This window comes from Burkholderia sp. AU45388 (assembly GCF_030481585.1).
Lineage (GTDB): Bacteria > Pseudomonadota > Gammaproteobacteria > Burkholderiales > Burkholderiaceae > Burkholderia > Burkholderia sola.
Genome location: NZ_JAUJPV010000019.1, coordinates 119,324 through 144,971 on the forward strand (window position 1 = coordinate 119,324; position 25,648 = coordinate 144,971).

General features: G+C 66.7%; 24 protein-coding genes, 1 tRNA gene and 3 pseudogenes. 19 read left to right on the forward strand and 9 right to left on the reverse strand.

All coding sequences use genetic code 11. From position 1 onward, the window contains the following. The first annotated feature begins 66 nt into the window (after positions 1–66). Positions 67–1,629 (forward strand): DHA2 family efflux MFS transporter permease subunit, encoded by a 1,563-nt coding sequence (locus tag QZM72_RS26055; protein WP_089466282.1) that lies wholly within the window; start codon positions 67–69, stop codon positions 1,627–1,629. A gap of 72 nt (positions 1,630–1,701) precedes the next feature. Here QZM72_RS26055 and QZM72_RS26060 read toward each other — a convergent pair whose 3' ends face one another. Continuing rightward, a complete protein-coding gene (locus tag QZM72_RS26060; protein ID WP_089466281.1) occupies positions 1,702–2,628 on the reverse strand; it encodes a LysR family transcriptional regulator in 927 nt (308 codons plus the stop codon). Between the two features lie 142 nt (positions 2,629–2,770). Between QZM72_RS26060 and QZM72_RS26065 the strand changes: the two genes are divergently transcribed. The 11 genes from QZM72_RS26065 to QZM72_RS26115 all read left to right on the forward strand — a co-directional run bounded on the left by QZM72_RS26065 (position 2,771) and on the right by QZM72_RS26115 (position 14,114). Continuing rightward, complete coding sequence (locus QZM72_RS26065) at positions 2,771–3,244, forward strand: CidA/LrgA family protein (protein ID WP_089466280.1); 474 nt, start codon at positions 2,771–2,773, stop codon at positions 3,242–3,244. 13 nt (positions 3,245–3,257) lie between these two features. Then, the gene (locus QZM72_RS26070; protein WP_069618812.1) at positions 3,258–3,980 is read left to right on the forward strand and encodes an LrgB family protein; all 723 of its coding nucleotides are present in this window, start codon (positions 3,258–3,260) and stop codon (positions 3,978–3,980) included. 264 nt (positions 3,981–4,244) lie between these two features. After that, entirely contained in the window at positions 4,245–4,745 is a 501-nt protein-coding gene (gene fliL / locus QZM72_RS26075; RefSeq protein WP_089466279.1) for a flagellar basal body-associated protein FliL, read from the forward strand. 22 nt (positions 4,746–4,767) lie between these two features. Continuing rightward, positions 4,768–5,766: a flagellar motor switch protein FliM gene (gene fliM, locus QZM72_RS26080; protein ID WP_089466278.1), complete on the forward strand. Its 999-nt coding sequence runs from the start codon at positions 4,768–4,770 to the stop codon at positions 5,764–5,766. Beyond that, the gene (gene fliN, locus QZM72_RS26085; RefSeq protein ID WP_089466277.1) at positions 5,759–6,247 is read left to right on the forward strand and encodes a flagellar motor switch protein FliN; all 489 of its coding nucleotides are present in this window, start codon (positions 5,759–5,761) and stop codon (positions 6,245–6,247) included. The genes fliM and fliN overlap by 8 nt, the downstream gene beginning before the upstream one ends. Continuing rightward, positions 6,244–6,819, forward strand: a complete 576-nt coding sequence (fliO, locus tag QZM72_RS26090; RefSeq protein WP_301739582.1) for a flagellar biosynthetic protein FliO — start codon at positions 6,244–6,246, stop codon at positions 6,817–6,819. The genes fliN and fliO overlap by 4 nt, the downstream gene beginning before the upstream one ends. 36 nt (positions 6,820–6,855) lie before the next feature. Next, positions 6,856–7,617, forward strand: a complete 762-nt coding sequence (fliP, locus tag QZM72_RS26095) for a flagellar type III secretion system pore protein FliP (RefSeq protein WP_069618817.1) — start codon at positions 6,856–6,858, stop codon at positions 7,615–7,617. Between the two features lie 17 nt (positions 7,618–7,634). Continuing rightward, entirely contained in the window at positions 7,635–7,907 is a 273-nt protein-coding gene (gene fliQ / locus QZM72_RS26100; RefSeq protein WP_006401718.1) for a flagellar biosynthesis protein FliQ, read from the forward strand. A gap of 28 nt (positions 7,908–7,935) precedes the next feature. Next, positions 7,936–8,718 (forward strand): flagellar biosynthetic protein FliR, encoded by a 783-nt coding sequence (gene fliR, locus QZM72_RS26105; protein WP_089466275.1) that lies wholly within the window; start codon positions 7,936–7,938, stop codon positions 8,716–8,718. A 351-nt stretch (positions 8,719–9,069) separates the two neighbouring features. Then, a complete protein-coding gene (locus tag QZM72_RS26110; RefSeq protein ID WP_089466274.1) occupies positions 9,070–11,088 on the forward strand; it encodes a site-specific DNA-methyltransferase in 2,019 nt (672 codons plus the stop codon). Next, a complete protein-coding gene (locus QZM72_RS26115; protein WP_301739583.1) occupies positions 11,088–14,114 on the forward strand; it encodes a type III restriction-modification system endonuclease in 3,027 nt (1,008 codons plus the stop codon). Before QZM72_RS26110 ends, QZM72_RS26115 begins: the two co-directional genes overlap by 1 nt. 135 nt (positions 14,115–14,249) lie before the next feature. Here the strand turns inward: QZM72_RS26115 and QZM72_RS26120 are convergent, their stop codons facing one another. From QZM72_RS26120 to egtB, 4 genes are all read right to left on the reverse strand, one after another. After that, positions 14,250–14,504, reverse strand: coding sequence for a hypothetical protein (locus tag QZM72_RS26120; RefSeq protein ID WP_301739584.1), 255 nt, complete (start codon positions 14,502–14,504; stop codon positions 14,250–14,252). 56 nt (positions 14,505–14,560) lie between these two features. Continuing rightward, positions 14,561–14,848 (reverse strand): hypothetical protein, encoded by a 288-nt coding sequence (locus tag QZM72_RS26125; protein WP_089466271.1) that lies wholly within the window; start codon positions 14,846–14,848, stop codon positions 14,561–14,563. 292 nt (positions 14,849–15,140) lie between these two features. Next, the gene (egtD, locus tag QZM72_RS26130) at positions 15,141–16,154 is read right to left on the reverse strand and encodes an L-histidine N(alpha)-methyltransferase (RefSeq protein WP_301739585.1); all 1,014 of its coding nucleotides are present in this window, start codon (positions 16,152–16,154) and stop codon (positions 15,141–15,143) included. After that, positions 16,138–17,361 carry an ergothioneine biosynthesis protein EgtB gene (egtB, locus tag QZM72_RS26135; protein WP_301739586.1) on the reverse strand — a complete coding sequence of 408 codons (1,224 nt, stop codon included), beginning with the start codon at positions 17,359–17,361 and terminating at the stop codon, positions 16,138–16,140. Before egtB ends, egtD begins: the two co-directional genes overlap by 17 nt. A gap of 580 nt (positions 17,362–17,941) precedes the next feature. Here egtB and QZM72_RS26140 point away from each other — a divergent pair. The 3 pseudogenes from QZM72_RS26140 to QZM72_RS35705 form a co-directional block, all read left to right on the forward strand. Beyond that, positions 17,942–18,418, forward strand: a pseudogene (locus QZM72_RS26140) (carboxymuconolactone decarboxylase family protein). 101 nt (positions 18,419–18,519) lie between these two features. Then, positions 18,520–18,579, forward strand: a pseudogene (locus QZM72_RS35700) (hypothetical protein); the annotation flags it as partial. Continuing rightward, positions 18,563–18,811: pseudogene (locus QZM72_RS35705) on the forward strand (RNA polymerase sigma factor SigJ); the annotation flags it as partial. The pseudogenes QZM72_RS35700 and QZM72_RS35705, both read left to right, overlap by 17 nt. Before the next feature lie 90 nt (positions 18,812–18,901). On the opposite strand, the gene QZM72_RS26150 reads toward QZM72_RS35705, so the two are convergent. Continuing rightward, positions 18,902–19,417 (reverse strand): DUF2628 domain-containing protein, encoded by a 516-nt coding sequence (locus QZM72_RS26150; RefSeq protein WP_301739587.1) that lies wholly within the window; start codon positions 19,415–19,417, stop codon positions 18,902–18,904. A gap of 310 nt (positions 19,418–19,727) precedes the next feature. Further along, positions 19,728–19,804: transfer RNA gene (locus QZM72_RS26155), tRNA-Val, on the reverse strand. A 595-nt stretch (positions 19,805–20,399) separates the two neighbouring features. Here QZM72_RS26155 and QZM72_RS26160 point away from each other — a divergent pair. Next, positions 20,400–20,657: an Imm74 family immunity protein gene (locus QZM72_RS26160; RefSeq protein ID WP_301739588.1), complete on the forward strand. Its 258-nt coding sequence runs from the start codon at positions 20,400–20,402 to the stop codon at positions 20,655–20,657. Positions 20,658–20,866: 209 nt separating this feature from the next. Next, positions 20,867–21,529 carry a hypothetical protein gene (locus tag QZM72_RS26165; RefSeq protein WP_301739589.1) on the forward strand — a complete coding sequence of 221 codons (663 nt, stop codon included), beginning with the start codon at positions 20,867–20,869 and terminating at the stop codon, positions 21,527–21,529. Positions 21,530–22,004: 475 nt separating this feature from the next. Here QZM72_RS26165 and QZM72_RS26170 read toward each other — a convergent pair whose 3' ends face one another. Continuing rightward, a complete protein-coding gene (locus QZM72_RS26170) occupies positions 22,005–22,763 on the reverse strand; it encodes an anti-sigma factor (protein ID WP_301739590.1) in 759 nt (252 codons plus the stop codon). Continuing rightward, positions 22,760–23,281 (reverse strand): sigma-70 family RNA polymerase sigma factor, encoded by a 522-nt coding sequence (locus tag QZM72_RS26175; protein WP_301739591.1) that lies wholly within the window; start codon positions 23,279–23,281, stop codon positions 22,760–22,762. The genes QZM72_RS26170 and QZM72_RS26175 overlap by 4 nt, the downstream gene beginning before the upstream one ends. A gap of 158 nt (positions 23,282–23,439) precedes the next feature. Between QZM72_RS26175 and QZM72_RS26180 the strand changes: the two genes are divergently transcribed. Further along, complete coding sequence (locus QZM72_RS26180; RefSeq protein ID WP_301739592.1) at positions 23,440–24,525, forward strand: catalase family peroxidase; 1,086 nt, start codon at positions 23,440–23,442, stop codon at positions 24,523–24,525. Then, positions 24,522–25,055: a cytochrome b gene (locus tag QZM72_RS26185; protein WP_301739593.1), complete on the forward strand. Its 534-nt coding sequence runs from the start codon at positions 24,522–24,524 to the stop codon at positions 25,053–25,055. Before QZM72_RS26180 ends, QZM72_RS26185 begins: the two co-directional genes overlap by 4 nt. The last annotated feature ends 593 nt before the right edge of the window (positions 25,056–25,648 follow it).

Here is a 25,648-nt window from a genome sequence, read left to right on the forward strand (position 1 = left end):
CCGCGCTGCGTCGCGCGCCCGCGCGTTGTGCCGGCGCGCCCCGCGCGCCGCATCTAGGAGATTCCGATGTCCGCCACTACGGCATCCGCCCCCTCCCCCGCCGCCGAACCGGCGCCGCTGACCGGCGGCGCGCTCGCCCTGCTGACGGTCGGGCTCGCGCTCGGCACCTTCATGGAAGTGCTCGACACGTCGATCGCGAACGTCGCGGTGCCGACCATCTCGGGCAGCCTCGGCGTCGCGACGAGCGAAGGCACGTGGGTGATTTCGTCGTACTCGGTCGCGTCCGCGATCGCGGTGCCGCTCACCGGCTGGCTTGCGCGCCGGGTCGGCGAGGTGCGGCTGTTCACGCTGTCGGTGCTCGCGTTCACGATCGCGTCGGCGCTGTGCGGCCTGGCGACCAACTTCGAGACGCTGATCGCATTCCGGCTGCTGCAGGGCCTCGTGTCGGGGCCGATGGTGCCGCTGTCGCAGACGATCCTGATGCGCAGCTACCCGCCCGCGAAACGCGGGCTCGCGCTCGGCCTATGGGCGATGACGGTGATCGTCGCGCCGATCTTCGGGCCGTTGCTGGGCGGGTGGATCAGCGACAACTACACGTGGCCGTGGATTTTCTACATCAATTTGCCGATCGGCGTGTTCTCGGCGACCTGCGCGTACTTCCTGCTGCGCGGCCGCGAGACGAAGACGTCGAAGCAGCGGATCGACGCGATCGGCCTCGCGCTGCTCGTGATCGGCGTGTCGTGCCTGCAGATGATGCTCGACCTCGGCAAGGACCGCGACTGGTTCAACTCGTCGTTCATCGTCGCGCTCGCGCTGATCGCGGTCGTGTCGCTCGCGTTCATGCTCGTATGGGAGGCGACCGAGAAGGAGCCGGTGGTCGACCTCACGCTCTTCAAGGACCGCAATTTCGCGCTCGGCGCGCTGATCATCTCGTTCGGCTTCATGGCGTTCTTCGGCTCGGTCGTGATCTTCCCGCTGTGGCTGCAGACGGTGATGGGCTACACGGCCGGCAAGGCCGGCCTCGCGACCGCGCCGGTCGGGCTGCTCGCGCTCGTGCTGTCGCCGCTGATCGGGCGCAACATGCACCGGCTCGACCTGCGGATGGTCGCGAGCTTCGCGTTCATCGTGTTCGCGGGCGTGTCGCTGTGGAACGCGACGTTCACGCTCGACGTGCCGTTCAACCACGTGATCCTGCCGCGGCTCGTGCAGGGCATCGGCGTCGCGTGCTTCTTCGTGCCGATGACGACGATCACGCTGTCGAGCATTTCCGACGAGCGGCTCGCAAGCGCGTCGGGGCTGTCGAACTTCCTGCGCACGTTGTCCGGCGCGATCGGCACCGCGGCCAGCTCGACGTTCTGGGAGAACGACGCGATCTACCATCATGCGCGGCTGTCGGAATCGGTGAGCGTCTACGCGCAGAACACGACCGACTATCAGGGCGCGCTCGCGCAGCTCGGCATCGTCGGGCAGACGGCCAATGCGCAGCTCAACCAGCTCGTCACGCAGCAAGGCTTCATGATGGCGACCAACGACTTCTTCCACCTGTCGGCGGTGATGTTCATCGCGCTCGCGGCGCTCGTGTGGATCACGAAGCCGAAGAAGGGTGCGGGGCCGGCGATGGGGCATTGACGATCCGGCGGGTGGCCATGACGGCCGCCCTTTTCGTTTCGCCGTTCGCTTCGTCGCCCGGCGGCCCCGCCCTCACTCCCTCGCCCGCAATCCCCCGAACGCCAGATCGTCGCTCGGCGCGAGCGGCAGCGTCGCCCGCGCGACGTCGAGCCACGCGCGCGCCGCGTGCGACAGGTAGCCCTTCTTCAGCCAGCCGAGCGCGATCGCCCACGTGATTTCCGGCTCGACGATCGGCCGGCACGTGAACTGGCCCGCATCGAGCCGCCGGCAATACGGCTCGGGCAGCAGCGCGATGCCGACGCCTGCGTGCACGAGCGCGGCCATGAAATCCCAGTGGCCGCTGCGGCTCACGATCGACGGCGTGAAGCCGGCCTGCCGGCACGCATCGAGCACCGCGTCGTGCAGCGCGAGGCTTTCCGCATAGAACACGAACGATTCGCGCGCGAGATCCGCGAGCGGCACGGCCGCGTGATCCTCCCAGCGCGACTCGCGCGGCGCGACGAGCCACAGCGGCGCGCGCACCATCGGCAGCCGCTCGAACGTGCCGGGATCGACCGGCTCCAGCAGCCCGCCGAGCTCCAGCTCGCCCGACGTCAGCGCGGCCTCGATCATCCGCGCGCCCTGCTCGAACAGCTTCAGCTCGATGTTCGGGTAGCGCTGCTTGTACGCGGCGATGATCGGCGTGAACAGCGAACCGCCGAGCGGCGGAATGCCGATGGTCAGCTCGCCGCGCCCGAGCGTGCCGAGATCGTTCAGCTCCGATTGCAGCTGCGCCTGCGCGGCGAGCACGTCCTGGCCGCGCTGGAACACGATCCGCCCGGCGTCGGTGAGCACCATCTGCCGGCCGTCGCGCAGCAGCAGCGGCGACCCGATCTCGTCTTCCAGCGCCTTCACCATCTTGCTGATGGTCGGCTGCGTGACGAACAGCTTGTCGGCCGCCGCCGTGAAGCTCTGCTGACGAACCACCTCGACGAAGTACCGCAGCGCGCGCAATTCCATTGATCACTCCCCAGGTTGGTGCAGCTGAATGCAAGCGAATTCCGAATTGGAATGACAAGGATAGAGACAAGTCATTTTATTTATGGTTAGGGGAAACCCTATACTTGCTCCATTGACAGAAACATCCGTAGGGAGCCCCGCCATGAACAAGCCGACCGCCACTGCCGCCGCCCGCCCTGCCGCTTCGGGCAGCCTCGCGCACACGGGCCGGATCGTGCTGCAGGCCGCCGCACTCGGCGTGCTGTGGATGGCGGTGGATTGGGCCGTGCGCAAGGTCGGGCTGCCAATTCCGTCCGGCGTGATCGGCCTTGCCGTGCTGCTCGTGCTGCTGTTCTCGGGCCGCGTCGCGCCGGCATGGGTGAAGGACGGCGCGAACTGGCTGCTGTCCGACATGCTGCTGTTCTTCGTGCCGGCCGCCGTCGCGGCCGTGCAGTACGGCGGGCTGTTCCGCGAGGACGGCTGGCGCATCGCGCTGGTGATGCTCGCCGGCACCGCGTTCGTGATGGTCGCGGTGGCCGTCGCGGTCGATCTCGCCGCGAAGCTCGAACGCCGGCTCGCCGTGCAGCGCGTGTTCGCCGAACGCCGCCGCGCGCGCCTGAGCGCCGTCGCGCACTGAGCCGGAGCCGCCCATGCTCGCCGCGCTAGCGAACCTGCCCGCCGACCGCGTGAATACCGCGATCTCCGTCGGCTGCTTCGTGCTGACGATCGTGCTGTATTTCGCGTCGAAGCGGCTCTATGCGTACAAGAAGACGCTGCTGTTCTCGCCGCTCGTGTTCGTGCCCGGCGTGCTGGTGCTGCTCGTGCTGCTGACCGGCATCCCGTATTCGGTCTATTTCCGCGACACGCGCTGGCTGATGTGGCTGCTCGGCCCGGCGACGATCGCGTTCGCGGTGCCGATCTACGACTATCGCGACCTGATCCGCCGCCACTGGCTGTCGCTGTCGGTCGGCGTCGCGGTCGGGATCGGCGCGGGCGTGTGCGGATCGCTGCTGCTCGCGAAGCTGCTGCACCTGTCGCCCGAGCTGCAGCGCTCGCTGATGACGCGCTCGGTGTCGACGCCGTTCGCGCTCGCCGTATCCGACAAGATCCACGCGCCGAAGGATCTCACGGCGCTCTTCGTGATCGCGACCGGCATCTGCGGGATGCTGCTCGGCGAACTGGTGCTCGCGCTCGTGCCGATGCGCACGCGGCTCGCGCGCGGCGCGCTGTTCGGCGCGGCCGCCCACGGCGTGGGCACCGCGAAGGCGCGCGAGATCGGCAGCGAGGAAGGCGTCGTGTCGAGCCTGACGATGATGATCGCGGGCGTCGCGATGGTGCTCATCGCGCCGCTGCTGTCGCTGCTGCCGATCTGACGAGGGATGCACAGGCGGGCGCCGCTGGCCGCCGTGCCACGCCGCTCGCCTGACGGCCCCCGGCCCCGGTCCCCGCAGGCCGCACTCCGCCGCGCCCCCGCCCGATCGTTTCCCCGCCGTTCCTGCCCCGCATCGCGCCGACATCTGGCCGACACCCGGCCGACAATCGGCTGAGATAGCCGCAATTCCCCCCTCTTTTCCGCCCATCGGCCTCGGCCCGGATGCCGAACAATGCATGCTACGAGACATCACGCACGCATTCACATGGCCACGACTGCAACCCCGACCGCCGACAAGCCGGCTTCCTCCGGCAAGTTCAAGCGCATCGCGCTCATCGCCGTCATCGCGGTGGGCGCGGCTGCCGCCGCCGCCGGCGGCATGTACGTGTTCCTGAGCAAGGCAGGCGTCGGCCACGCGAGCGCGCCCGCCGAGCCGGCGCCGCTTGCCGCGCCGGTGTTCTTCCCGCTCGACCCGCTGACCGTGAACCTGCAGTCCGACGACGGCGTGCAGCACTACCTGCGCGTCGGCCTGTCGCTGAAGCTCACCGACCCGAAAGCGCAGGAGCAACTGACCGCGCGGATGCCGGAAATCCGCAGCCGGATCCTGCTCGCGCTGTCGAACAAGCATCCCGAGGACCTCGCGACGCCGGACGGCAAACGGTCGCTCGCGACGGAGCTGCGGGAGCTGATCGAGCAGCCGACCCAGCCGGGCAACCAGCGCGCGAAGGTCGACGAAGTGCTGTTCACCGAGTTCGTCGTCCAGTAACGCGGCCGCAAAAGGAGCGCGTATGGGTCACCAGGAGTTCATGTCCCAGGAGGAGGTCGATGCCCTCCTCAAGGGCGTCACGGGCGAAACCGATTCGGTCGACGAGCAGCGCGACACATCGGGCGTCCGCCCCTACAACATCGCGACGCAGGAGCGGATCGTCCGCGGCCGGATGCCCGGCCTCGAGATCATCAACGATCGCTTCGCGCGCCTGCTGCGGATCGGCATCTTCAACTTCATGCGGCGCACGGCGGAAATCTCCGTCAGCCAGGTGAAGGTGCAGAAGTACAGCGAGTTCACCCGCAACCTGCCGATCCCGACGAACCTGAACCTGGTGCACGTGAAGCCGCTGCGCGGCACGTCGCTGTTCGTGTTCGACCCGAACCTCGTGTTCTTCGTCGTCGACAACCTGTTCGGCGGCGACGGGCGCTTCCACACGCGCGTCGAGGGCCGCGATTTCACGGCCACCGAGCAGCGGATCATCGGCAAGCTGCTGAACCTCGTGTTCGAGCACTACACGGTCGCGTGGAAGAGCGTGCGGCCGCTGCAGTTCGAATTCGTGCGCTCGGAGATGCACACGCAGTTCGCGAACGTCGCGACGCCGAACGAGATCGTGATCGTCACGCAGTTCTCGATCGAGTTCGGGCCGACGGGCGGCACGCTGCACATCTGCATGCCGTACTCGATGGTCGAGCCGATCCGCGACGTGCTCAGCTCGCCGATCCAGGGCGAGGCGCTCGAAGTCGACCGCCGCTGGGTGCGCGTGCTGTCGCAGCAGGTGCAGGCCGCCGAGGTCGAGCTGACCGCGAATCTCGCCGAGATCTCGTCGACGTTCGAGAAAATCCTGAACCTGCGCGCGGGCGACGTGCTGCCGCTGGAGATCGAGGACACGATCACCGCGAAGGTCGACGGCGTGCCGGTGATGGAATGCGGCTACGGAATTTTCAATGGTCAATATGCGTTGCGCGTGCAGAAGATGATCAGCGCGAGCGATTCGATGAAGGAAGGTGGATATGAGTGAGCTGAACCAGACGCCCGACGACGACATGCAGGCGATGGCCGATGCGGCCGTCGCGGCGTCGGCCGCCGACGCGAAGGCGCCGGCCGCGGCCGACGAAGAGCAGGGCCTCGACGACTGGGCGGCCGCGCTCGCCGAGCAGAACGAGCAGCCGGTGCAGGCGGGTGCGACGGGCGCCGGCGTGTTCCAGCCGCTGTCGAAGGCCGCGGCGGGCTCGACGCACAACGACATCGAGATGATCCTCGACATCCCGGTCAAGATGACCGTGGAGCTCGGCCGCACGAAGATCGCGATCCGCAACCTGCTGCAGCTCGCGCAAGGGTCGGTCGTCGAGCTCGACGGCATGGCCGGCGAGCCGATGGACGTGCTCGTGAACGGCTGCCTGATCGCACAGGGCGAAGTCGTGGTCGTCAACGACAAGTTCGGTATTCGCCTGACCGACATCATCACGCCCGCCGAACGTATCCGGAAGCTGAATCGATGAATGTCGTGAAGTCCGGCCGGCGCGTGTGCAACGCGATTGCAGCGGCGGCATTCGCCGCTGCCGCGTCGCTCGCATGCACGCCGGCCGGCGCCGCCGACATGAACGCGGTGAACCACGCCGGTTCGATCGCGTCGAGCGTGACGGTCGGCTCGGCCGTGCCGTCGCTCGGCATCGGCGCGGTGCTGCAGACGCTCGTCGGGCTCGCGGTCGTGATCGGCCTCGTATTCGCGTGCGCATGGCTCGCGCGCCGCTTCGGCTTCCAGCCCGCGCGACGCGGCGGCCCGCTGAAGGTCGTGTCGAGCGTCGGGCTCGGCGCGAAGGAAAGCGCGACGATCGTCGAGATCGGCGACACCTGGCTCGTGCTCGGCGTCGCGCCGGGCAACGTGCGCCTGCTGCATACGCTGCCGGCCGGTTCGGTGGCGGCTACCGCGACCGCGGGTTCGACCTCGGCCGACGCGCCCGCCGGCGGTCATCCGTCCGACGGCGCCCTGCCCGGCACGTTCGGCGCGCGGTTTCGCGACGCGCTCGCGGGCGAAGCCGCGAAACGCCTCGGTCGCGGCAAGGACCGCTGACATGGCGCCGCGCCCTCTTTTCGTCCCCGCATTCCGATGAAACACGCATTCCTGCGTCACGCGGCGCGCGTCGCGCCCGTGCTGATCCTCTGTCTCGCCCCCGCGCTCGCCTGCGCGCAGGCGAACGGCCTGCCCGCGTTCAACGCGAGCCCGGGCCCGCACGGCGGCACCACCTATTCGCTGAGCGTGCAGACGATGCTGCTGCTCACGATGCTGTCGTTCCTGCCGGCGATGCTGCTGATGATGACGAGCTTCACGCGCATCATCATCGTGCTGTCGCTGCTGCGCCAGGCGCTCGGCACCGCGACGACGCCGCCGAACCAGGTGCTCGTCGGCCTCGCGATGTTCCTCACCTTCTTCGTGATGTCGCCGGTGCTCGACCGGGCGTACAACGACGGCTACAAGCCGTTCTCCGACGGCTCGATGCCGATGGAGCAGGCCGTGCAGCGCGGCGTCGCGCCGTTCAAGACCTTCATGCTGAAGCAGACCCGCGAGACCGATCTCGCGCTGTTCGCGAAGATCTCGAAGGCCGCGCCGATGCAGGGCCCCGAGGACGTGCCGCTGTCGCTGCTGGTGCCCGCGTTCGTCACGAGCGAGCTGAAGACCGGCTTCCAGATCGGCTTCACGGTATTCATCCCGTTCCTGATCATCGACATGGTCGTCGCGAGCGTGCTGATGTCGATGGGGATGATGATGGTGTCGCCGTCCACCGTGTCGCTGCCGTTCAAGCTGATGCTGTTCGTGCTGGTCGACGGCTGGCAACTGCTGATCGGCTCGCTCGCGCAGAGCTTCAGTTAAGCGGAGGAACACGCGCGATGACGCCCGAACAAGTGATGACGCTGGCGCACCAGGCGATGATGGTCGGCCTGCTGCTCGCGGCCCCGCTGCTGCTGGTCGCGCTCGCGGTCGGCCTCGTCGTGAGCCTGTTCCAGGCCGCGACGCAGATCAACGAAGCGACGCTGTCGTTCATCCCGAAGCTGCTCGCGGTGGCCGCGACGCTCGTGATCGCCGGCCCGTGGATGCTGACGACGATGCTCGACTACCTGCGGCAGACGCTGCTGCACGTCGCGACGCTCGGCGCCGGCTGAGCCGCGCGTCCGGCTCTCCTTTCCCGCGATGTTCTCGGTTACCTACGCGCAGCTCAACGGCTGGCTGACCGCTTTCCTGTGGCCGTTCGTGCGGATGCTCGCGCTCGTCGCGACGGCGCCCATGGTCGGTCACGCGGCCGTGCCGGTGCGCGTGAAGATCGGCGTGGCCGCGTTCATGGCGCTGGTCGTCGCGCCGACGCTCGGCGCGATGCCGGACGTCACCGTGTTCTCCGCGCCGGGCATCTGGATCCTCGTCACGCAGTTCCTGATCGGCGTCGCGATGGGTTTCACGATGCAGCTCGTGTTCGCGGCCGTCGAGGCGGCCGGCGACTTCATCGGGCTGTCGATGGGGCTCGGCTTCGCGACCTTCTTCGATCCGCATTCGAACGGCGCGACGCCCGCGATGGGCCGGTTCCTGAACGCGGTCGCGATGCTCGCGTTCCTCGCGGTGGACGGCCACCTGCAAGTGTTCGCGGCGCTCGCCGCGTCGTTCCAGTCGCTGCCGGTATCGGGCGACCTGCTGCACGCGCCGGGCTGGCGCACGCTCGCCGCGTTCGGCGCGACCGTGTTCGAGATGGGGCTCCTGCTGTCGCTGCCGGTGGTCGTGGCGCTCTTGATCGCGAACCTCGCGCTCGGCATCCTGAACCGCGCGGCGCCGCAGATCGGCATGTACCAGATCGGCTTTCCCGTCACGCTGATCGTCGGGCTGTTGCTCGTGCAGCTGATGATTCCGAACCTGGTGCCGTTCGTGTCGCACCTGTTCGACATGGGGGTCGATGCAATGGGGCGGGTGCTGATCGGGTGGCGGTAGGCGCGCTGCCGACGCACATAGACCTCTTCCGCCTCATGCGGGCCGCACTCGTCGTGCCCGTGCCGCACTTTCCTTCCGCGATTCTCCCTGCTGGCACCCCGGCATTCGATTCCGACCGTGCCCCTTTTTCGTCCTTTCCGCAGCCGCGACGCGCCCGCCCGGTGCGACAACCGGCCGGACCCCGCTCCCGGCCCGTCCGGCGGTCGATCGCGGCCGATACCAGCACGTTCGGCTCACATCGGTGCTTGACCTGCGCCGACCGACTCGCTAGCGTTTCGGGTTTGCCCGGGCGGCCATTGCCGCCGGTGCCGTGAGCGCGCCCGACGTCCTGGCGCGCGCGGCCGGGCTCCGATGGAAAAGACGATGCAGAAACTCGATGCGGCCAGCCCGCAGGCGATGTCGACGGATTTCACCGCCGACAACGTCGCGCGCCTGAAGGCGCTGTTCCCCGAACTCGTGACCGAAGGCCCGGACGGCGCGTCGGTCGACGTCGACGTGCTGAAGGCGCTGGTCGGCGAACGCACGGTCGGCGACGCTGACGAACGCTACGGCTTTCACTGGCACGGCAAGCGCGCCGCGCGCCAGGCCGCGCTCACGCCGTCGACGGGCACGCTGCGGCCCTCCCCCGAAGACAGCGTCGCGTGGGACGACACGCGCCATCTGCTGATCGAGGGCGACAACCTCGACGTGATGAAACTGCTGCACAAGAGCTACGCGGGCAAGGTGAAGCTCGTCTACATCGACCCGCCGTACAACACCGGCAGCGATTTCGTCTATCCGGACGACTTCAGCGACAGCATCCGCCACTACCTGGCGATGACGGGCCAGACCGACGCCGGCGTGAAGCGCAGCACCAACACCGAGGCGAACGGCCGGTTCCACACCGACTGGCTGAACATGATGTATCCGCGCCTGAAGCTCGCGCACGCGCTGCTGTCCGACGAAGGGCTGATCGCGGTGCACATCGACGAGCACGAAGTGCATGCGCTCGTGCTGATGCTGCGAGAGATCTTCGGCGAGGAAAACGAGCTCGGCGTGGCCGTGTGGGACAAGCGCAATCCGAAGGGCGACGCGCGCGGCATCGCGTATCAGCACGAATCGCTGGTGCTGTTCGCGCGCAACGCCGAGACGCTGCTCGAGCAGGCGCCGCTCAAGCGCCCGAAGCGCAACGCGCAGCGCATGCTCGACGCCGCGCACGACGCGGTGTACCGCAGCGGCAACCCGAAGGACGCGCAGAAGGCGTACCGCGCGTGGATGAAGGCGCAGACCAACCTGTCCGGCGGCGAGGTGATGTACGACCGGCTGTCGCCGGAAGGCCGCGTGTACCGCCTCGTGTCGATGGCGTGGCCGAACAAGAAGAAGGCGCCGGACGAATATTTCACGCCGCTGATCCATCCGGTCACCGGCAAGCCGTGCGCGATGCCGGCGCGCGGCTGGCGCAATCCGCCCGCGACGATGCAGGCGCTGCTCGAGCGCGGCCAGATCGAATTCGGCCCGGATGAAACCACGCAGCCGCAGCGGATCTACTACCTCGACGAGAACATGTACGAGAACGTGCCGTCGGTGCTGCCGTTCGCGGGCTCCGACGACGCGCTGCTGAAGGCGCTCGGCATCCCGTTCGACCTGCCGAAGCCGGTCGACTTCGCGGCCGCCGTGATCGGCTGGTGCACGCGCGGCGACGACATCGTGCTCGACTGCTTCGCCGGCTCCGGTTCGACCGGCCACGCGGTGATGCAGGTGAACGCGACCGACGGCGGCGCGCGCCGCGCCATCCTCGTGCAGCTGCCCGAGGCGCTCGACCGCCGCGACAAGACGCAAGCCGCGGCCGCCGATTTCTGCGCGAAACTGAAAAAGCCGCTGACGCTCGCCGAAATCACGAAGGAACGCCTGCGCCGCGCCGCGCAGCAGGTCGCGCGCGACTATCCGGAAAGCTATGGCGACCTCGGCTTTCGCGTGTACCGGCTCGACACGACCAACGTGATCGAGTGGGACCCGCGCCGCGACGACTTCGACCATGCCCTCTTCGCGTCCGTCGAGCACGTGAAGACCGGCCGCACCGAGGACGACCTGCTCGCCGAGCTGACGCTCAAGCTCGGCCTCGACCTGTGCACGCCGGTCGAGCATCACCAGGTGGCCGGCAAGACGGTGCACCTGATCGGCCGCGCGATCGTCGCGTGCTTCGATGCGCGTATTTCGCGCGACGACGCGGGCCCGCTCGCCGACGGCATCGTCGACCTGCTCGATGCGACCGGCGCGTCGCACGACGTCACGTGCCTGTTCCGCGACAGCGGCTTCGTCGACGACGTCGCGAAGCTCAATCTCGCCGCGCTGCTCGAACAGCACGGCGTGAAGCGCGTGCGGAGCCTGTGATGCGGCTGCATTTCGAAGCGGATCTCGACTACCAGCGCGAGGCGATCGACGCCGTCTGCGACCTGTTTCGCGGCCAGGAATCGTATCGCGGCGACTTCAGCGTGCTCGCGAACGCCGCGCCCGGCACGACGGCCGCCGCGCAAGGCTCGCTCGGCTTCGCGGTATCGGAGCAAGGCGTCGGCAACCGGCTGTCGCTGACCGACGACGCGCTCGCGCGCAATCTCGCCGACGTGCAGCTGCGCGGCGGGCTGCCGCCGTCCGGCCTGCCCGGCTCGCGCGACTTCACCGTCGAGATGGAGACCGGCACCGGCAAGACCTACGTGTACCTGCGCACGATCTTCGAGCTGAACCGCCGCTACGGCTTCACGAAATTCGTGATCGTCGTGCCGTCGATCGCGATCAAGGAAGGCGTGCACAAGACGCTCGCGATCACCGAGGATCACTTCCGCGCGCTGTACGCGGGCGTGCCGTACGACTACTTCCTGTACGACTCGGCGAAGCTCGGCCAGGTGCGCCATTTCGCGGCGAGCGCGGCGATCCAGATCATGGTGATGACGGTCGCCGCGATCAACAAGAAAGAGATCAACAACCTCTACAAGGACAGCGAGAAGACCGGCGGCGAGAAGCCGATCGACCTGATCCGCGCGACGCGGCCGATCGTGATCGTCGACGAGCCGCAAAGCGTCGACGGCGGCCTCGAAGGGCGCGGACGCGAAGCGCTCGCCGCGATGGCGCCGCTCTGCACGCTGCGCTATTCGGCCACGCACGTCGACCGTCACCACATGGTGTACCGGCTCGACGCGGTCGACGCGTACGAGCGCAAGCTCGTCAAGCAGATCGAGATCGCGTCGGCGATCGTCGAGGATGCGCACAACAAGCCGTACGTGCGGCTCGTCGGCGTGTCGAACCGGCGCGGCGCGATCAGCGCGCGCGTCGAGCTCGACGTCGCGACCGCGGCCGGCGTGAAGCGCCAGATCGTGTCGGCCACCGACGGCGACGATCTGGAGCGCCTGACCAAGCGCGCGCTGTATGCGGGGCTGCGGATCGGCGAGGTGCATGCGGTGAAGGGCGCCGAATACGTCGAGCTGCGTCACCCGGAAGGCGAGGCGTTCCTGTCGCTCGGCGAGGCGTTCGGCGACATCGACACGCTCGCCGTGCAGCGCGAGATGATCCGCCGCACGATCCGCGAGCATCTCGACAAGGAATTGCGCCTCGCCGAGCGCGGCGTGAAGGTGCTGTCGCTGTTCTTCGTCGATTCGGTCGAACGCTATCGCCGCTACGACGAGAACGGCGTGCCCGTGAAGGGCGACTACGCGCTGATCTTCGAAGAGGAATATGCGCGCGCGGCGCGCGTGCCGGCCTACCGGGCGCTGTTCGACGGCGTGGACGTCGCGCTGGAAGTCGAGCGTGCGCACAACGGCTACTTCTCGATCGACCGCAAGGGCGGCTGGACCGACACGAGCGAAAGCAGCGCGGCGGCCCGCGAGAACGCGGAGCGCGCGTACGGTCTCATCATGCGCGAGAAGGAAGCGCTGCTGTCGTTCGACACGCCGCTGAAGTTCATCTTCTCGCACTCGGCGCTGAAGGAAGGCTGGGACAACCCGAACGTGTTCCAGATCTGCACGCTGCGCGATATCCAGACCGAGCGCGAGCGCCGCCAGACGCTCGGCCGCGGGCTGCGCCTCGCCGTCGACCAGGACGGCGAACGCGTGCGCGACGCGGGCGTGAACACGCTCACCGTGATCGCGACCGAACGCTACGAGTCGTTCGCCGAGAACCTGCAAAAGGAAATCGAGGCCGATACGGGCATCCGCTTCGGGATCGTCGAGGAACACCAGTTCGCGGCGCTGCCGGTGCAGGAAGACGGCGGCCCCGCCCATGCGCTCGGCATCGAGCTGTCGCGCGTGCTGTGGAACCATCTGCACGAGCAGGGCTACGTCGACGCGCAGGGCAAGGTGCTCGACCGGATGAAGGATGCGCTGCGCCAGAGCGCGCTCGTGTTGCCGGATGCGTTCGAGCGGTTGCGTGCGCCGATCGTCGCGACGCTGCGCAAGCTGTCGGGCCGCTTCGCAGTGCGCAATGCCGACGAGCGCCGCGCGATCGCGTTGCGGCGCGATGCGTCGGGCAAGGCCGTCGTGTTCGGCGAGGATTTCCGCGCGCTGTGGGATCGCATCCGCCATCGCACCGTGTACCGCGTCGAGTTCGACAACGCGAAGCTGGTGCGCGACTGCACGGCCGCGCTGCGCGACGCGCCGGACATCGCGCGTGCGCGGCTGCAATGGCGCAAGGCCGAGATCGACATCGGCAAGGCCGGCATCGAGGCGATCGAGGTGGCCGGCGCCGGCACCGTGCTGCTCGACGAAGGCGAGCTGCCGCTGCCCGACCTGCTCACCGAGCTGCAGGACCGTACGCAACTCACGCGCCGTTCGCTTGCGACGATCCTCGCCGACAGCGGCCGGCTCGACGATTTTCGCGTGAATCCGCAGCAGTTCATTACCGTTGCGGCCGATGCGATCAACCGCTGCAAGCGGCTCGCGCTCGTCGCGGGCATCGTGTACCGCAAGCTCGGCGAGCGCCACGTGCATGCGCTCGAATCGTTCGAGAGCGAGGCGCTGACCGGGTATCTGCGCAACTTGCGGCTGGACGCGCGCAAGTCGATCCATGAAGCGGTCGTGTGCGAGACGGACGCCGAGCGCGCGTTCGCCGATGCGCTCGAGGCGCACGACGGCGTGAAGCTGTACGCGAAGCTGCCGGCATGGTTCCGCGTGCAGACGCCGCTCGGCAGCTATCACCCGGACTGGGCCGTGCTCGCGGAACAGGACGGCGGCGAGCGGCTGTACTTCGTCGTCGATACGCCGAATGCGGACGGCCACGTGCCGAGCGAGCACGAGCGCGCGAAGCTCGCGTGCGGCGAAGCGCATTTCCGCGCGCTGGTCGAGGGCGACGGTGCGGCGCGCTTCGTGCGGGTCACGCAGGCCGATGCATTGTTCGAACCTGCGGCGCCGACGGCGGGCGCGGGGCGGTGAGACGAAGGGCGGCGACGAGCCGCCTTTTTTTGTCGGCGGATCAATCCTTGTCCCAGGGTTTGGTGCCCGCGTGTCGCCCTTCCAGGAACAAGGACCGGGGGCGACGCCGCCGCGTCGCCCCCGGTGAAGGCGCCGTTACTGCGCCGGCTGCATGCCCTGCGCGGCGGCCTTGCGCTGCGCGGCCTGCTCTTGCGCGTGCTTCTTCGCCATGTGATGGCCGACGATACAGCCGCCGACCGCGCCGGCCACTGCGTGGTGCCCCGCGTAGTGGCCGGTCACACCACCGACCACCGCGCCCTTCATGCAGCCTGCCGCGTGCGCGCTGCCGATCGTTGCGAGCGCAACGACCGCGGCGGTTGCGTACCGTCCGATGTGCCGGATGGAATTCATGCGATCACTCTCCTCGTGTCGTCGTGATCAGTGCTCTCGCGAGCCGGTCGCCGCGCTCAGTCCCAGCGGCCACGCCACCCGCCGCGATCGCGCCACTCGTGCTCGCGCCATTCATGACGGCGCCATTCGCGTTCGCGCCATTCACGCTGACGCCAACCGTAGTCGCGATAGCCGACCGGCGCGTACATCACCGGCGGAGGCGGCGCCACGTAGACGGGCGCCGGCGCCGTATAGACGCCCGGCACGCCGATGCCGACCGACAGGTCGACGTGGGCCGACGCGACGCCCGAAGCTGCCAGCGCCGCTACACCGAGAACTGCACCGAGAATAAGTTTCTTGCTCATTTCGCGACTCCCTGCACGTGTCGTGCGTCATGTGACTACGGTTCGGAGTCTAGGCATCGGACGCTGACACAGGTGAAACGGGTATGCGAGACAGGTAACGGACGTTTACGGGTGCCCGCAAAGCCTTATGGAGCAAGGCAAAGGCGACATTCCGAGCGCCGTTGCGGCGGCGCACCGGGTCGGTAAAAAGGGGATTTTCGGCACGAAACCGGCGATCGGAGCGAACACGCCGGTATGCACGGGGAGCGAGCCGCCCTCACCTTGCGGCGCGGGCGGCTCGCAACAGCGCGCGTTACGCGCGGATATCGTCGACGCTGCGCAGCCAGTGCACGCTGAACAGGTTGTCCGCGTCGGTCCACACGGTATCGGGTGCGAACCCGGCGCGGCGTGCGATCGCATGGAAGCCGTTGATCGTGAACTTGTGCGAGTTCTCCGTGTGGATACGCTCGCCGGCTTCGAAGCGGAACGCGTGGCCGCGCACGTGCACCGTCTGCGCGACGTCGCTGACGAGATGCATCTCGATGCGCTGCCGCTCGCGGTCGTAGAACGCACAATGCGAGAACGCGTCGACGTCGAAGTCCGCGCCGAGCTCCGCGTTCGCGCGCGCCAGCAGGTTCAGGTTGAACTGCGCGGTCACGCCCTGCGCGTCGTTGTACGCGTGATGCAGCGTGCGCTCGTCCTTCACGAGATCGGCGCCCACCAGCAGGCCGCCGCCGCGCAGCAGCCGCGCGGCGTCACGCAGGAACGTGTCGGCCTCTTCCGGCGAGAAGTTGCCGATCGTCGAGCCCGGAAAGAAGCCGATGCGCCGTCGCGGCGTGTCGGTCAGCCCGGCCAGTTGCTCGGCCTTCGTGTAGTCGGCCGCGAGCGGCGCGACGTCGAGCCACGGATAGGCCGCCCGCAGCCGCGCGGCTGCATCGTGCAGGTAGTCGGCCGAGATGTCGACCGGCACGTAGCGCGCCGGCGCGTTCGCGTAGTTGCCCGCGAACGCGTCGAGCAGCACGCGGATCTTCTCGAGCGAACCCGCGCCGAATTCGACGATGTCCGCATGCGGGCCGACGCGCCGCACGATCTCGGCCGCGCGATCGCGCAGGATGCCGAGTTCGGTGCGCGTCGGGTAGTACTCCGGCAGTTCGCAGATGCGGTCGAACAACGCGGAGCCGGCCGCATCGTAGAAATATTTCGGCGGGATGCTGCGCGGCGTGCGCGACAGTCCGTCGATCAGGTCGCGCTCGAACGCGCTCGGCCGCGAATCGCGGGCGGGTTGCAGGCCACCGCTCGTGGCCGTCAGGTCAGACGTCTCGCGCAAGTCGCACCCCCGTGAATTGCCAGCGTGCCGCCGGCGGAAAGAAATTGCGGTACGTCGGCCGTTCGTGCCCGGGCGGCGTCGCGATGCTGCTGCCGCGCAGGACCTGCTGGCCGACCATGAACTTGCCGTTGTATTCGGCCGCTACCCCGGCGAGCGGCCGAAAGCCCGGATACGGCTCGTAGGACGAACGCGTCCACTGCCACACGTGCCCGAGCATCTGGCGGATCCCGTCGGCCGCGAACGCGGTTTCCCATTCGAATTCGGTCGGCAGCCGCGCGCCGGCCCATTCCGCATATGCGGCCGCTTCGTAGAAGCTCACATGACACACCGGCGCGTCGGGCGCGAGCGGTTCGACGCCGTGCAGGCCGAACGTGCGACGCACCCGTGTGGCGGCCGCATCGTCGTCGTCCGGCATCCAGTACGCGGGCCCTTGCCACCCTTCCCGCTGCACCGTGGCCCAGCCGTCGGACAGCCAGAACTCGGGGCGCGTATAGCCGCCGTCGGCGACGAACGCCGCGAATTCCGCATTCGTCACGAGGCGGTTCGCGATCTCGTACGGCCGCACGAGCGCGGTGTGGCGCGGCCGTTCGTTGTCGAACGAGAACGCGTCGCCGTCGTGGCCGATCTCGACGAGCCCGCCCGGTTGAGGCAGCCAGCGCAACGGGCCGGCGTCGCCCGCGGCCATCGCGTGGCCGTCCGTCGCGTCATGCGGCCGGAACGCCGGCTTCAACGGGTTGCACGAGAACGCATGCAGCATGTCGGTGACGATCAGCTCCTGATGCTGCTGTTCGTGATGCAGGCCGAGCACGAGCTCGGGCGCGATCGCGTCGAGCAGCGCCGCATCGGCGCCGGCCAGCGCGCGCAGCATCGCGTCGTCGACGTATTGCCGATACGCATGCACGTCGTCGAGCGATGGCCGCGTGAGCAGCCCGCGTTGCGGCCGCGGATGGCGCGGGCCGAGCGCTTCGTAATAGGAATTGAAGAGGAACTGGAACGCGTCGTCGAACGGCGTGTAGCCGGGCACGCGGCGCATCAGCACGACGGTTTCGAAGAACCAGGTCGTATGCGCGAGATGCCATTTCGTCGGACTCGCGTCGGGCATCGACTGCACGGCCTGGTCTTCGGCGGACAGCGTCGCGGTCAACGCGATGCTATGGGCGCGCACGTCCTGGTAACGGCGCTGAAGCTGGGATGCAAGAAGGCTCATCGGTTTACCGTTCACGTCGCGATTCGCTGCGTTGCGTTGCCGGAAAAGGGAAAGCCTTGCGCTGGGATGCGCGCGGCTGACGGGCAATGTGCTGCTGCGTCGTCGGGCAGCCGGCGCGCGCGCCGGGCCGCGGATGCGGCGTCACTTCATCTGCCCGTGCGGAACAGTATGGTCTAGAAATGTGAACGTCGCGAATCGGATTTCCGGTGAAACGAATATGAAAGAAAAATGAAAGCATGCGTGGTGGGAGCGTCGCGTGTTTCAGGAACCGCCGACGCCTGTCGTGACGGGGTTCGGCCAATGGATGCAATGCGCGTGCCCGCGGCTGCGGACTCCTGACGTCCGGTGACAACCGCACGGCGTGCATGAAAGGTCGATCGCGCGTTCGTCGGCGCAGCGGCGTCATGCAGCCGATTCGTCAGTCGATCACGCAACCTGGTTGCTGCCCTGCTCCACGGCTCCGCCCTTCGCGTGCAGCTACCCGTTTCGACCATTCCAAAGAAATTTTGTGCATCGATGTCACACGCGCGGGGTGCTCGCTCGTCATATCGGCGCAACCCACACGAAAGGAGAAGGAACCATGACTGCGAAACTCAATCCGTTTGCCGCCGCCCCCGCGCTGATGAAAAGCTGGATGACCGTGTCGGTCGCCGCGGCCGGGAGCCTCGAGCCGACGCTGATCGAGCTGGTCAAGATCCGCGCGTCGCAGATCAACGCGTGCGCGAACTGCCTTAACATGCACACCGTCGAGGCGCGCGAGCAAGGCGAGACCGAGCAGCGCATCCATCTGCTGTCCGCGTGGCGCGAAGCGCCCTGCTACACCGACCGCTAACGCGCGGCGCTCGGCTGGACCGAGGCGCTCACGCGGCTGTCGGAGGGCCACGCGGCGCACGAAGCGGCCCGTGCGGCGCTGAACGACCATTTCAGCGAGGAGGAACAGGTGAAACTCACGCTGATGATCAACGTGATCAACGGCTGGAACCGGCTCGCCGTCGGCTTCGGGCTGTGGGTCGACCCGGCCGACGCGAAGGCCGCCGCCGCGAAGATCGTGGCCTGATGCCGAACCTCGAGCCGGCCAGCGGCAACGCCGACGAACGGGCCGATGCGGCGGCGAGCTTCGATCCGCTGCGTCGCACGCTGATCCGCGTCGCGTACCGGATGCTCGGTTCCGTCGCGGACGCCGAGGACATCGTGCAGGACGCGTTCATCCGCGGCTGGCAAGCCGGTATTCGGCTTCGAACTCGTGATGCGGGTGCATACGTACCTCGCCGAGCTGTTCGCGACACATGCGTCGACGCTCGTGCGGGCCGGGTTCATCAACGGGCTGCCGGGTTTCGTCACGCTGGAAGCCGACGGCGAGCTGCAGACGACCGCGCTCGAGATCGACGACGGGAAGATCGTCGCGATCTATGTCGTGCGCAATCCTGACAAATTGAAGCATCTGCATTGAGAGCGGCGCGAGCATGCGCCGTGTGCGATGTGCCCGCCGGTGCCGCCCTTTTCTTTCTACGCTGCGTTTGCCGATCGGCGGTTACCGCGATCAGTACATCGCGCCTCCGGCGTTGCCGATCATGTACAGCAGAACGCCGAGCAGCGGCGTGGCGATGGAGAAGCCGGCCGCCGCCAGCCAGTTCGTGCCGCCTTGCGCCTCGAGCAGCGCGAGAAACGATTCGCGAGACGTCGCGTTCGGGCGCAGTTTTTCGATCCGGCGCTCGACGTGCCGCTTGTAGAGGCTGTTCCCGCACCAGCCGATCGAGACCGCGATCCCGATCGTAATCGGGTCGAGCGTGCTCGATTCGAAGTAGGTCGGGAAGTACAGCAACTCGACCAGCGTGATGCCCAGCGTGGCGGCAAGCACGGCGGCCGCCTGCCAGTACATGCATCGATACGCCATCCAGACCGGGCCGAGGAAGCACGCGGCCCAGTTCCACGACTGCCGGCTCTTGCGCGATTCGGCGATCGCCCACTTCCGTTCGAACCAGGCGGCTTTCGTGCCGACGTAAGCGGCGATTTCGTCGTTGCTCGCCGATGATGCGGCGGTCGTGACCTCGGACATGATCGTGTGCTCTCAGTCGCGCAGATTGCGCGTCGTTGTTTTGATGCGGTGGAAGTCGGGTGACGGGCGAAGGTGCCGCGTCGATGCGCACACGATTCTACGCGCCGTGCAGCGGCGGTTGTGTGGCGAATCGGATTGCCGGTGACGATGCGATGCCGGGCCGCGTATCGCGCAACGCATCGGGGCTTCACGCGTTGTTTCGGACTGGAAAAGAAAAACGCCACGCGATGTTGCCGCGTGGCGTTTGTATGTTGGCGAGCCGCGTTGCCTGTAGGCAAGTTGTGCTGCCGGACCCCTTCATTTTGTTCGTTGGTAGGCTCGATTGGATTCGAACCAACGACCCCCACCATGTCAAGGTGGTGCTCTAACCAACTGAGCTACGAGCCTAAGAAGCCGCGAATTATAGAGAGGGTTTTGGGGGAGCACAAGCCCCTTCGTGAAAATTCTTTGAAACGTGCCGCGCGGGGTTCCCGATCGATGTGGCGTGGCGATGCCTGCCGTGTTGGCTTCATCTGTTCGCATCACAGCAAAACGCGTCGATGTGCTGTGGTGTTATCCACATTGCCCTCTGGATAACCGTCCGGGAAGTCTCTGGATTCACAGTGGAACGATTGAGGATATGTCGGCGCGGCTGTGAATCGACGAAAAGTTGTTCCGTGCTCCCGGACGCTGTTCACGTCGCGCACCCAGGGTTATGCATTTCGGTTCGCGTTGAAGATTCAGTGCGTTACGGAGGTTATCCACTGTGGGGCACAGGGTTTGTTAACTATCACTACGTATATATACGAACCCTGTTAACACCTTTGGATAAGCACAGTCCGTCGACTGTGATCCGCTCGGGACATGCACTTCGTGCGGCGAGAGGACAACCGAAACGGAACGCTGTGAAGCGCTCGCGCGATGCACGGGCCTTCATGTCTGTAGAATCACCAGCATCCACGAGAAGCGGTTCTTCAACGATTGAACCACGCGAGGCAAAGCGATGACGTACGAGGTCTTGATGGTGTCGCGTGGTGCGATCGACCTGTCCGATGGCGAACGTCCGATCCGGGTGTCTGGTGAAGCATTGCTGCCGGCCGCGGACAACGGTCCCGCATTCGTCGTCTACGTTGGCTCCATGTCGTACGTGGCGCCGCCGCACGATGACCGGCCGATCGATGCCATCACACGTCAAGCCGTGATTTCGGCAATCGCCGCATATTTCTCTTCTCGACACATGACGGTCGATTTCGAACCGTGAGCCTTTGACGATGACCGACACGACGAATCCAAAATGTCGTCCGGCGTGTTCGTGGCTGTACTTCAGGATCGGGAAGTCATTCCACTACGTCATCGCGCCGGAAACCGGCGAGAGTCTCGGAACAGTCGAAACGAAATGACCCGAAGCGCGGGCGGCGGTGTGTGGATAACCGGCACGCGAAACAGATCCAAACACTGTGCAGTCACCGAGTGAGCATCGACGCGAGTCATGCAAGCTGCGTGTTCTTTCCCACGCTTGAATGCCGCACTTCACACGGATTCCTCATGTCGATCATGTCTTCGGTCATCAGGTGGAGCTTCGGCCTCGCAGCCGTTGCAACCGTCGCAACGGCATTCGCGAAAGTCGACGCGCCTGCCTCGGTGCGGCTCTCGAACGGACGTGAACTGCAGCAACACGGAAAGCGGTTGGTCGAGGTCGACGATGCGCATCACCGCACGAGCACGGTACGGTTGCCGATCGCACTGCGTCGGGCGATCGCGTCTGCGTCGAGCATCGGCTTTCCGTCGGCGAGCTCGAGAGCCATCGGGGGCAAGGAGTTCGTACTGATCGTCGTGAACCATTCGTCGAGTCGCGACCCGATGGGCTATTGCGGCGCGGGCGAGGAAAGTACGCTCTACGTCCTGCGGATCCGCGGCGACGCTGCTGCGTCGAGCTATGCAATGCCGGTGCAGAGTTGTCTGGATAGCGTGTCGCTCGACACCGACGGGGACAATCGATCGCCTTACCTGGCCATCGAATGGATCGACGATGCCGCGGGCTTCAAGGTCACGTGGACCAACATCGACGATTCGGGCCCTGCAACGCGTGAGTATCGCTACGACGGTAGGGCGTTCGTGGAGCGCACGAAATGAGCGCATGTGGACAACGGACGCACGATCCAGTCCAAACCCTGTGCATCCGACCGGTGAGTGTCCCGGTTTCAATGCGCATATCGGCCTGAATACCTTGCCCGGCAAGGCTTGCCGACAATGAAAGAAGGCAGCGAACGAATCGCCGGCGACGTCCGGAAGTTGAGTGTCTTGTGGATATCGCCGACTCGCAGCCACTCAAAATCCTGTGCATTCACCGGGTGAGCGAACCGACCGAAGCCAGCATGCAGGACCGTCATGATCGATGTGGATATCCTGTTCCACGGCGACTCGAAACCCTGTGATTTTAAAGGTGAGAGCGCCAGCGCGGGTTCGATGTGAATAACAGGCCGGGCAAGTCAGTCGAAATGCTGTGCATTCGATTCGTGAGCGTGCACCCGCTCAAGCCCGCCGGGCCGCCCCGCGAACGGCGCTGGCGGCCGCCACCAACCGTCAACCGGGCGCTTATCCTACCGCTTCAAGTCTGCTGATCGAGCGCCTGCACGACTGCTTTCTCGCCAACGCTCCCGGCCGGCCCGACCACCGCATAGTTGAGCCCGTTCACCGACCCATACCGCGCGAGCAGCGCGCCATCCACGCGTTGCCCGTTCGGCAGCAGCCGATGTTCCGATTCCGCTGGCCGGAGATAGAAACTCAGCGTCCGCCCCGCATCATCCTGATAGAGCACCATCGCGGCAGTCGCGCCGCTGTCCGTCGTGAACAGTCGCCCACCGACCGGCCTGAACCCCGCCGCGCTCAAATCCGGCAGCTTCGCCGATGCACCCACGCCTTTGGTGAGCCATCCCTGCAAGTCGCGCGCACCGGTCGGCCGGTAATCGACCTTGGCCGTCCGATCGATCACCATCATCTGGTAAGCCTTGACCGCATCGCTCATCGGCGCGATCGGCGGCGGCGCGTTCCACCCGCGCGCCTGCCATCCGCCGAACGTCCCGAGCCCGACGCAGAACACGAACGAAGCCGCCATCGCGAACCGCATCCGCGCGCGCTCGGCCCACTGGCCGCGAATCGCCGCCGGATCCAGCGCGGGGTTATCAGCCGGCATCCGCACGCTCTCCAGCGCGGCCCGCAGCCGCTGCGCGTCCTGCTGCCATTGCTTCACTTGTTCCGCACGCGCCGGATGCAGCGCGAGATAGCGCTCGACCGCGGCACGCGCATCGTCGTCGAGCTGGCCGTCGACATAGGCCTGAAGGTCATGTTCGTTCGGAGGCGTGTTCATTTCTTCATCAATCGGAGAGAAGGAGCAGGAAGCTCACCGTCGCTGAGCTGGCGCAGCGCCTGGCGCGCGCGGGAGAGCCGCGACATCACGGTGCCGATCGGTACCTCGAGCAGGTCGGCGGCTTCCTGATAGGTGAAGCCTTCGACCGCCACGAGCAGCAGCAGGCTGCGCTGCTCGTCGGAGAGCCGGCCGAACGCTTCGAGCGTCGCGCGCGCCGCGAATTCGCGTTCGGCGGACGGCCAGTGCGCTTCGTCGTCTTCACCCATGCGGCCGAGCAGCCACGCGTAGCGCTTCGCGCTGCGTTTGCCATCGAGAAATTGCCGGTACAGGATCGTGAAGAGCCAGCTGCGCAGCGAAGCGTCGTCGCGACGGCTCGTCCAGCGCGACAGTGCGCGTTCGAGCGTCGACTGGACGAGATCGTCGGCCGCGTGGACGTCGCGCGCCAGCCAGAGCGCGAAGCGTCGCAGCCTGGGGATGAGTTCACGCAATGCTTCGTCGTCGAGGGCGGTGGAGGGCATGGCTGGGCCGGTTGCCGAAAGGGTCGTAGATGCCGCGTAGGACGCTGGCCGGCATCGGTTATTCCCTCCAGCATACGAAAAAATTCTTCGTGGAATAAAGCGGCGTGGGCGGCGTCCTACGCGCGTTCGACAATGATCTGACGATCGGGAGTGCATTCATGAAGCAATCTTCTTCTTCGCCGCAGCGCGAGCCCGGGCGCGGGTGGTGGCGCTGGGCCGTGATCGGCGGCGCGGTGGCCGGCGTGGCCGCGGCGTTCGGGTATGCCGGCGGGTGGCTCGCGCCGGCGCGTCTGACCCCGCATCGCATCGTCGATGCGCTGCAGACCAACAGCGGCATCCATCCCGGCTACCGGCGCAATCACGCGAAGGGCGTGTGCGTGACCGGCTACTTCGAGGGCAATGGCGCCGCGAGCGCGTATTCGGTCGCGCCGTTCTTCAAGGCGGTGCGCACGCCGGTGGTCGGGCGTTTCGCGTTGCCGGGCGGGAATCCTTATGCGCCGGACAGCAGCGTGCCGATCCGCAGCCTCGCGCTGAAGCTCACCGCGCCGGACGGCGAGCAATGGCGGACCGGGATGAACGCGATGCCGGTGTTTCCAGTAGCGACGCCGCAGGCGTTCTACGAGCAGACGCTCGCGACCCGGCCCGATCCGAAGACGGGCAAGCCGGATCCGGCGAAGGTGAAGGCGTTCTTCGGCGCGCATCCGGAGGCGGGCGCGTTCCTGCAGTGGGTGAAGGGTGCGAAACCGAGCGCGAGCTACGTCACCGAAAGCTATTACGGGTTGAACGCGTTCTACTTCGTCGACGCGGCCGGCAAGCGCCAGGCGGTGCGGTGGCGCGTCGTGCCGGAGCAGACGGCCGGCGCCGGCGACGTCGCGACGGCCGCGGATCCGAACGTGCTGCAACAGGACGTGACGCAGCGCATCGCGGCCGGCCCGCAGAAGTGGAAGCTGCTGGTCACGCTGGCGGAGCCCGGCGACCCGGTGGACGACGCGACGAAGATCTGGCCCGCGCAGCGCACGACGATCGATGCGGGCACGCTCGTGCTCGACCGCGTGGAGGCGCAGGACAGCGGCCCGTGCCGCGACGTGAATTACGACCCGACGGTGCTGCCGCAGGGGATCCAGGTGTCGGGCGATCCGTTGCTGGCGGCGCGCTCGGCCGCGTATGCGGATTCGTATCTGCGCCGCACGAGTGAAGAGGCCGGCGTGGCAGGCGTGGCGCGAGTGAGTGGGGAGGGACGATGATGAAGGCTTCGACGACGTTTAGTTTGCCGGCGCGGGTGCTGCACTGGGTGATGGCCGCGATGATCCTCGCGATGCTGTTCATCGGGGTGGGAATGGTGGCGTCGGTTTCCGAGCGGCACGAGCTCCTGGTGGCGATTCACAAGCCGCTGGGCGTGGCCGTGCTGGTGCTGGTGTGCGTGCGGATCGTGGTGCGGATGCTGTCGAAGCCGCCGGCGTTGCCCGACGATCTGCCGTGGTGGCAGAAGGCGGCAGCGCACGGGTCGCATCTCGTGCTGTATGCGCTGATGGTGGCGATGCCGCTGATCGGCTGGGCGATGCTGTCGGCGGGCGGATATCCGGTGACACTGGGCGGCGGCGTGCAACTGCCGGCGCTGGTGTCGGCCGATCCGGTGACGTTCGCGTGGCTCCGGGTTGCGCATCGCCTGCTGGCGTATCTGTTCTTCCTGACGTTCCTCGCGCACTTTGCCGCGGCGCTGTATCACGGGCTGATTCGGCGGGACGGGGTGGTGAGGGCGATGGTGGGGCGGTAATCGAAGGAGGGTTGCGTGCGATGCGGCGGGGCTGTTCAAGGGCGACCGAGGCTGCGCCTGCCGTGTCGCCTATATATGAGCACCAGGAAGTGTTCAGCGGTCCCCCGCCATAGCACGTCAAAAATATTTCACAAAAGGGGTTGCGGAGACCGGGGCGGATGCATAGAATCACGCCTCTTTCGCGCTAACGGAAACACGGCGCGGGAGAAAAGAGGGAAGCGGTGCTGTTGAAGTCGGTTTTATCGATTCCAGTGCACGCGAAATTAAACCGCAGTCGTCGCAACGAAGTAGTTAAAAAAGTTGTTGACGAGTCTCAAAAAAACGGTTGATAATCTCGCTTCTCTGCTGCTGAAAACGCAGCGCTGCTGAGGGGTTCAAGATTCCTCGCAGAAATGCTCTTTAAAAATTAACAGCCGATAAGTGTGGGCGCTTGATGGCAGCGAGCTGATCCTCGGATCAGATAGCAAAAGTATCAAGAGTCTCACACTAAAGTAAGTCAGGTTTATGAAGTGACTCATATTCCTGTCAGCTTTGAGTGAGCGACCGGTTCTTAACCGAACCGAAAACAGTAACAGGTTTGAACTGAAGAGTTT

What these genes read in the sequence shown, in the direction of transcription:
- QZM72_RS26055 (WP_089466282.1), top strand. Translation starts at nt 67, where the DNA reads ATGTCCGCCACTACGGCATCCGCCCCCTCCCCCGCCGCCGAACCGGCG.
- QZM72_RS26060 (WP_089466281.1), bottom strand. Translation starts at nt 2,628, where the DNA reads ATGGAATTGCGCGCGCTGCGGTACTTCGTCGAGGTGGTTCGTCAGCAG.
- QZM72_RS26065 (WP_089466280.1), top strand. Translation starts at nt 2,771, where the DNA reads ATGAACAAGCCGACCGCCACTGCCGCCGCCCGCCCTGCCGCTTCGGGC.
- QZM72_RS26070 (WP_069618812.1), top strand. Translation starts at nt 3,258, where the DNA reads ATGCTCGCCGCGCTAGCGAACCTGCCCGCCGACCGCGTGAATACCGCG.
- fliL (WP_089466279.1), top strand. Translation starts at nt 4,245, where the DNA reads ATGGCCACGACTGCAACCCCGACCGCCGACAAGCCGGCTTCCTCCGGC.
- fliM (WP_089466278.1), top strand. Translation starts at nt 4,768, where the DNA reads ATGGGTCACCAGGAGTTCATGTCCCAGGAGGAGGTCGATGCCCTCCTC.
- fliN (WP_089466277.1), top strand. Translation starts at nt 5,759, where the DNA reads ATGAGTGAGCTGAACCAGACGCCCGACGACGACATGCAGGCGATGGCC.
- fliO (WP_301739582.1), top strand. Translation starts at nt 6,244, where the DNA reads ATGAATGTCGTGAAGTCCGGCCGGCGCGTGTGCAACGCGATTGCAGCG.
- fliP (WP_069618817.1), top strand. Translation starts at nt 6,856, where the DNA reads ATGAAACACGCATTCCTGCGTCACGCGGCGCGCGTCGCGCCCGTGCTG.
- fliQ (WP_006401718.1), top strand. Translation starts at nt 7,635, where the DNA reads ATGACGCCCGAACAAGTGATGACGCTGGCGCACCAGGCGATGATGGTC.
- fliR (WP_089466275.1), top strand. Translation starts at nt 7,936, where the DNA reads ATGTTCTCGGTTACCTACGCGCAGCTCAACGGCTGGCTGACCGCTTTC.
- QZM72_RS26110 (WP_089466274.1), top strand. Translation starts at nt 9,070, where the DNA reads ATGGAAAAGACGATGCAGAAACTCGATGCGGCCAGCCCGCAGGCGATG.
- QZM72_RS26115 (WP_301739583.1), top strand. Translation starts at nt 11,088, where the DNA reads ATGCGGCTGCATTTCGAAGCGGATCTCGACTACCAGCGCGAGGCGATC.
- QZM72_RS26120 (WP_301739584.1), bottom strand. Translation starts at nt 14,504, where the DNA reads ATGAATTCCATCCGGCACATCGGACGGTACGCAACCGCCGCGGTCGTT.
- QZM72_RS26125 (WP_089466271.1), bottom strand. Translation starts at nt 14,848, where the DNA reads ATGAGCAAGAAACTTATTCTCGGTGCAGTTCTCGGTGTAGCGGCGCTG.
- egtB (WP_301739586.1), bottom strand. Translation starts at nt 17,361, where the DNA reads ATGAGCCTTCTTGCATCCCAGCTTCAGCGCCGTTACCAGGACGTGCGC.
- QZM72_RS26150 (WP_301739587.1), bottom strand. Translation starts at nt 19,417, where the DNA reads ATGTCCGAGGTCACGACCGCCGCATCATCGGCGAGCAACGACGAAATC.
- QZM72_RS26160 (WP_301739588.1), top strand. Translation starts at nt 20,400, where the DNA reads ATGACGTACGAGGTCTTGATGGTGTCGCGTGGTGCGATCGACCTGTCC.
- QZM72_RS26170 (WP_301739590.1), bottom strand. Translation starts at nt 22,763, where the DNA reads ATGAACACGCCTCCGAACGAACATGACCTTCAGGCCTATGTCGACGGC.
- QZM72_RS26175 (WP_301739591.1), bottom strand. Translation starts at nt 23,281, where the DNA reads ATGCCCTCCACCGCCCTCGACGACGAAGCATTGCGTGAACTCATCCCC.
- QZM72_RS26180 (WP_301739592.1), top strand. Translation starts at nt 23,440, where the DNA reads ATGAAGCAATCTTCTTCTTCGCCGCAGCGCGAGCCCGGGCGCGGGTGG.
- QZM72_RS26185 (WP_301739593.1), top strand. Translation starts at nt 24,522, where the DNA reads ATGATGAAGGCTTCGACGACGTTTAGTTTGCCGGCGCGGGTGCTGCAC.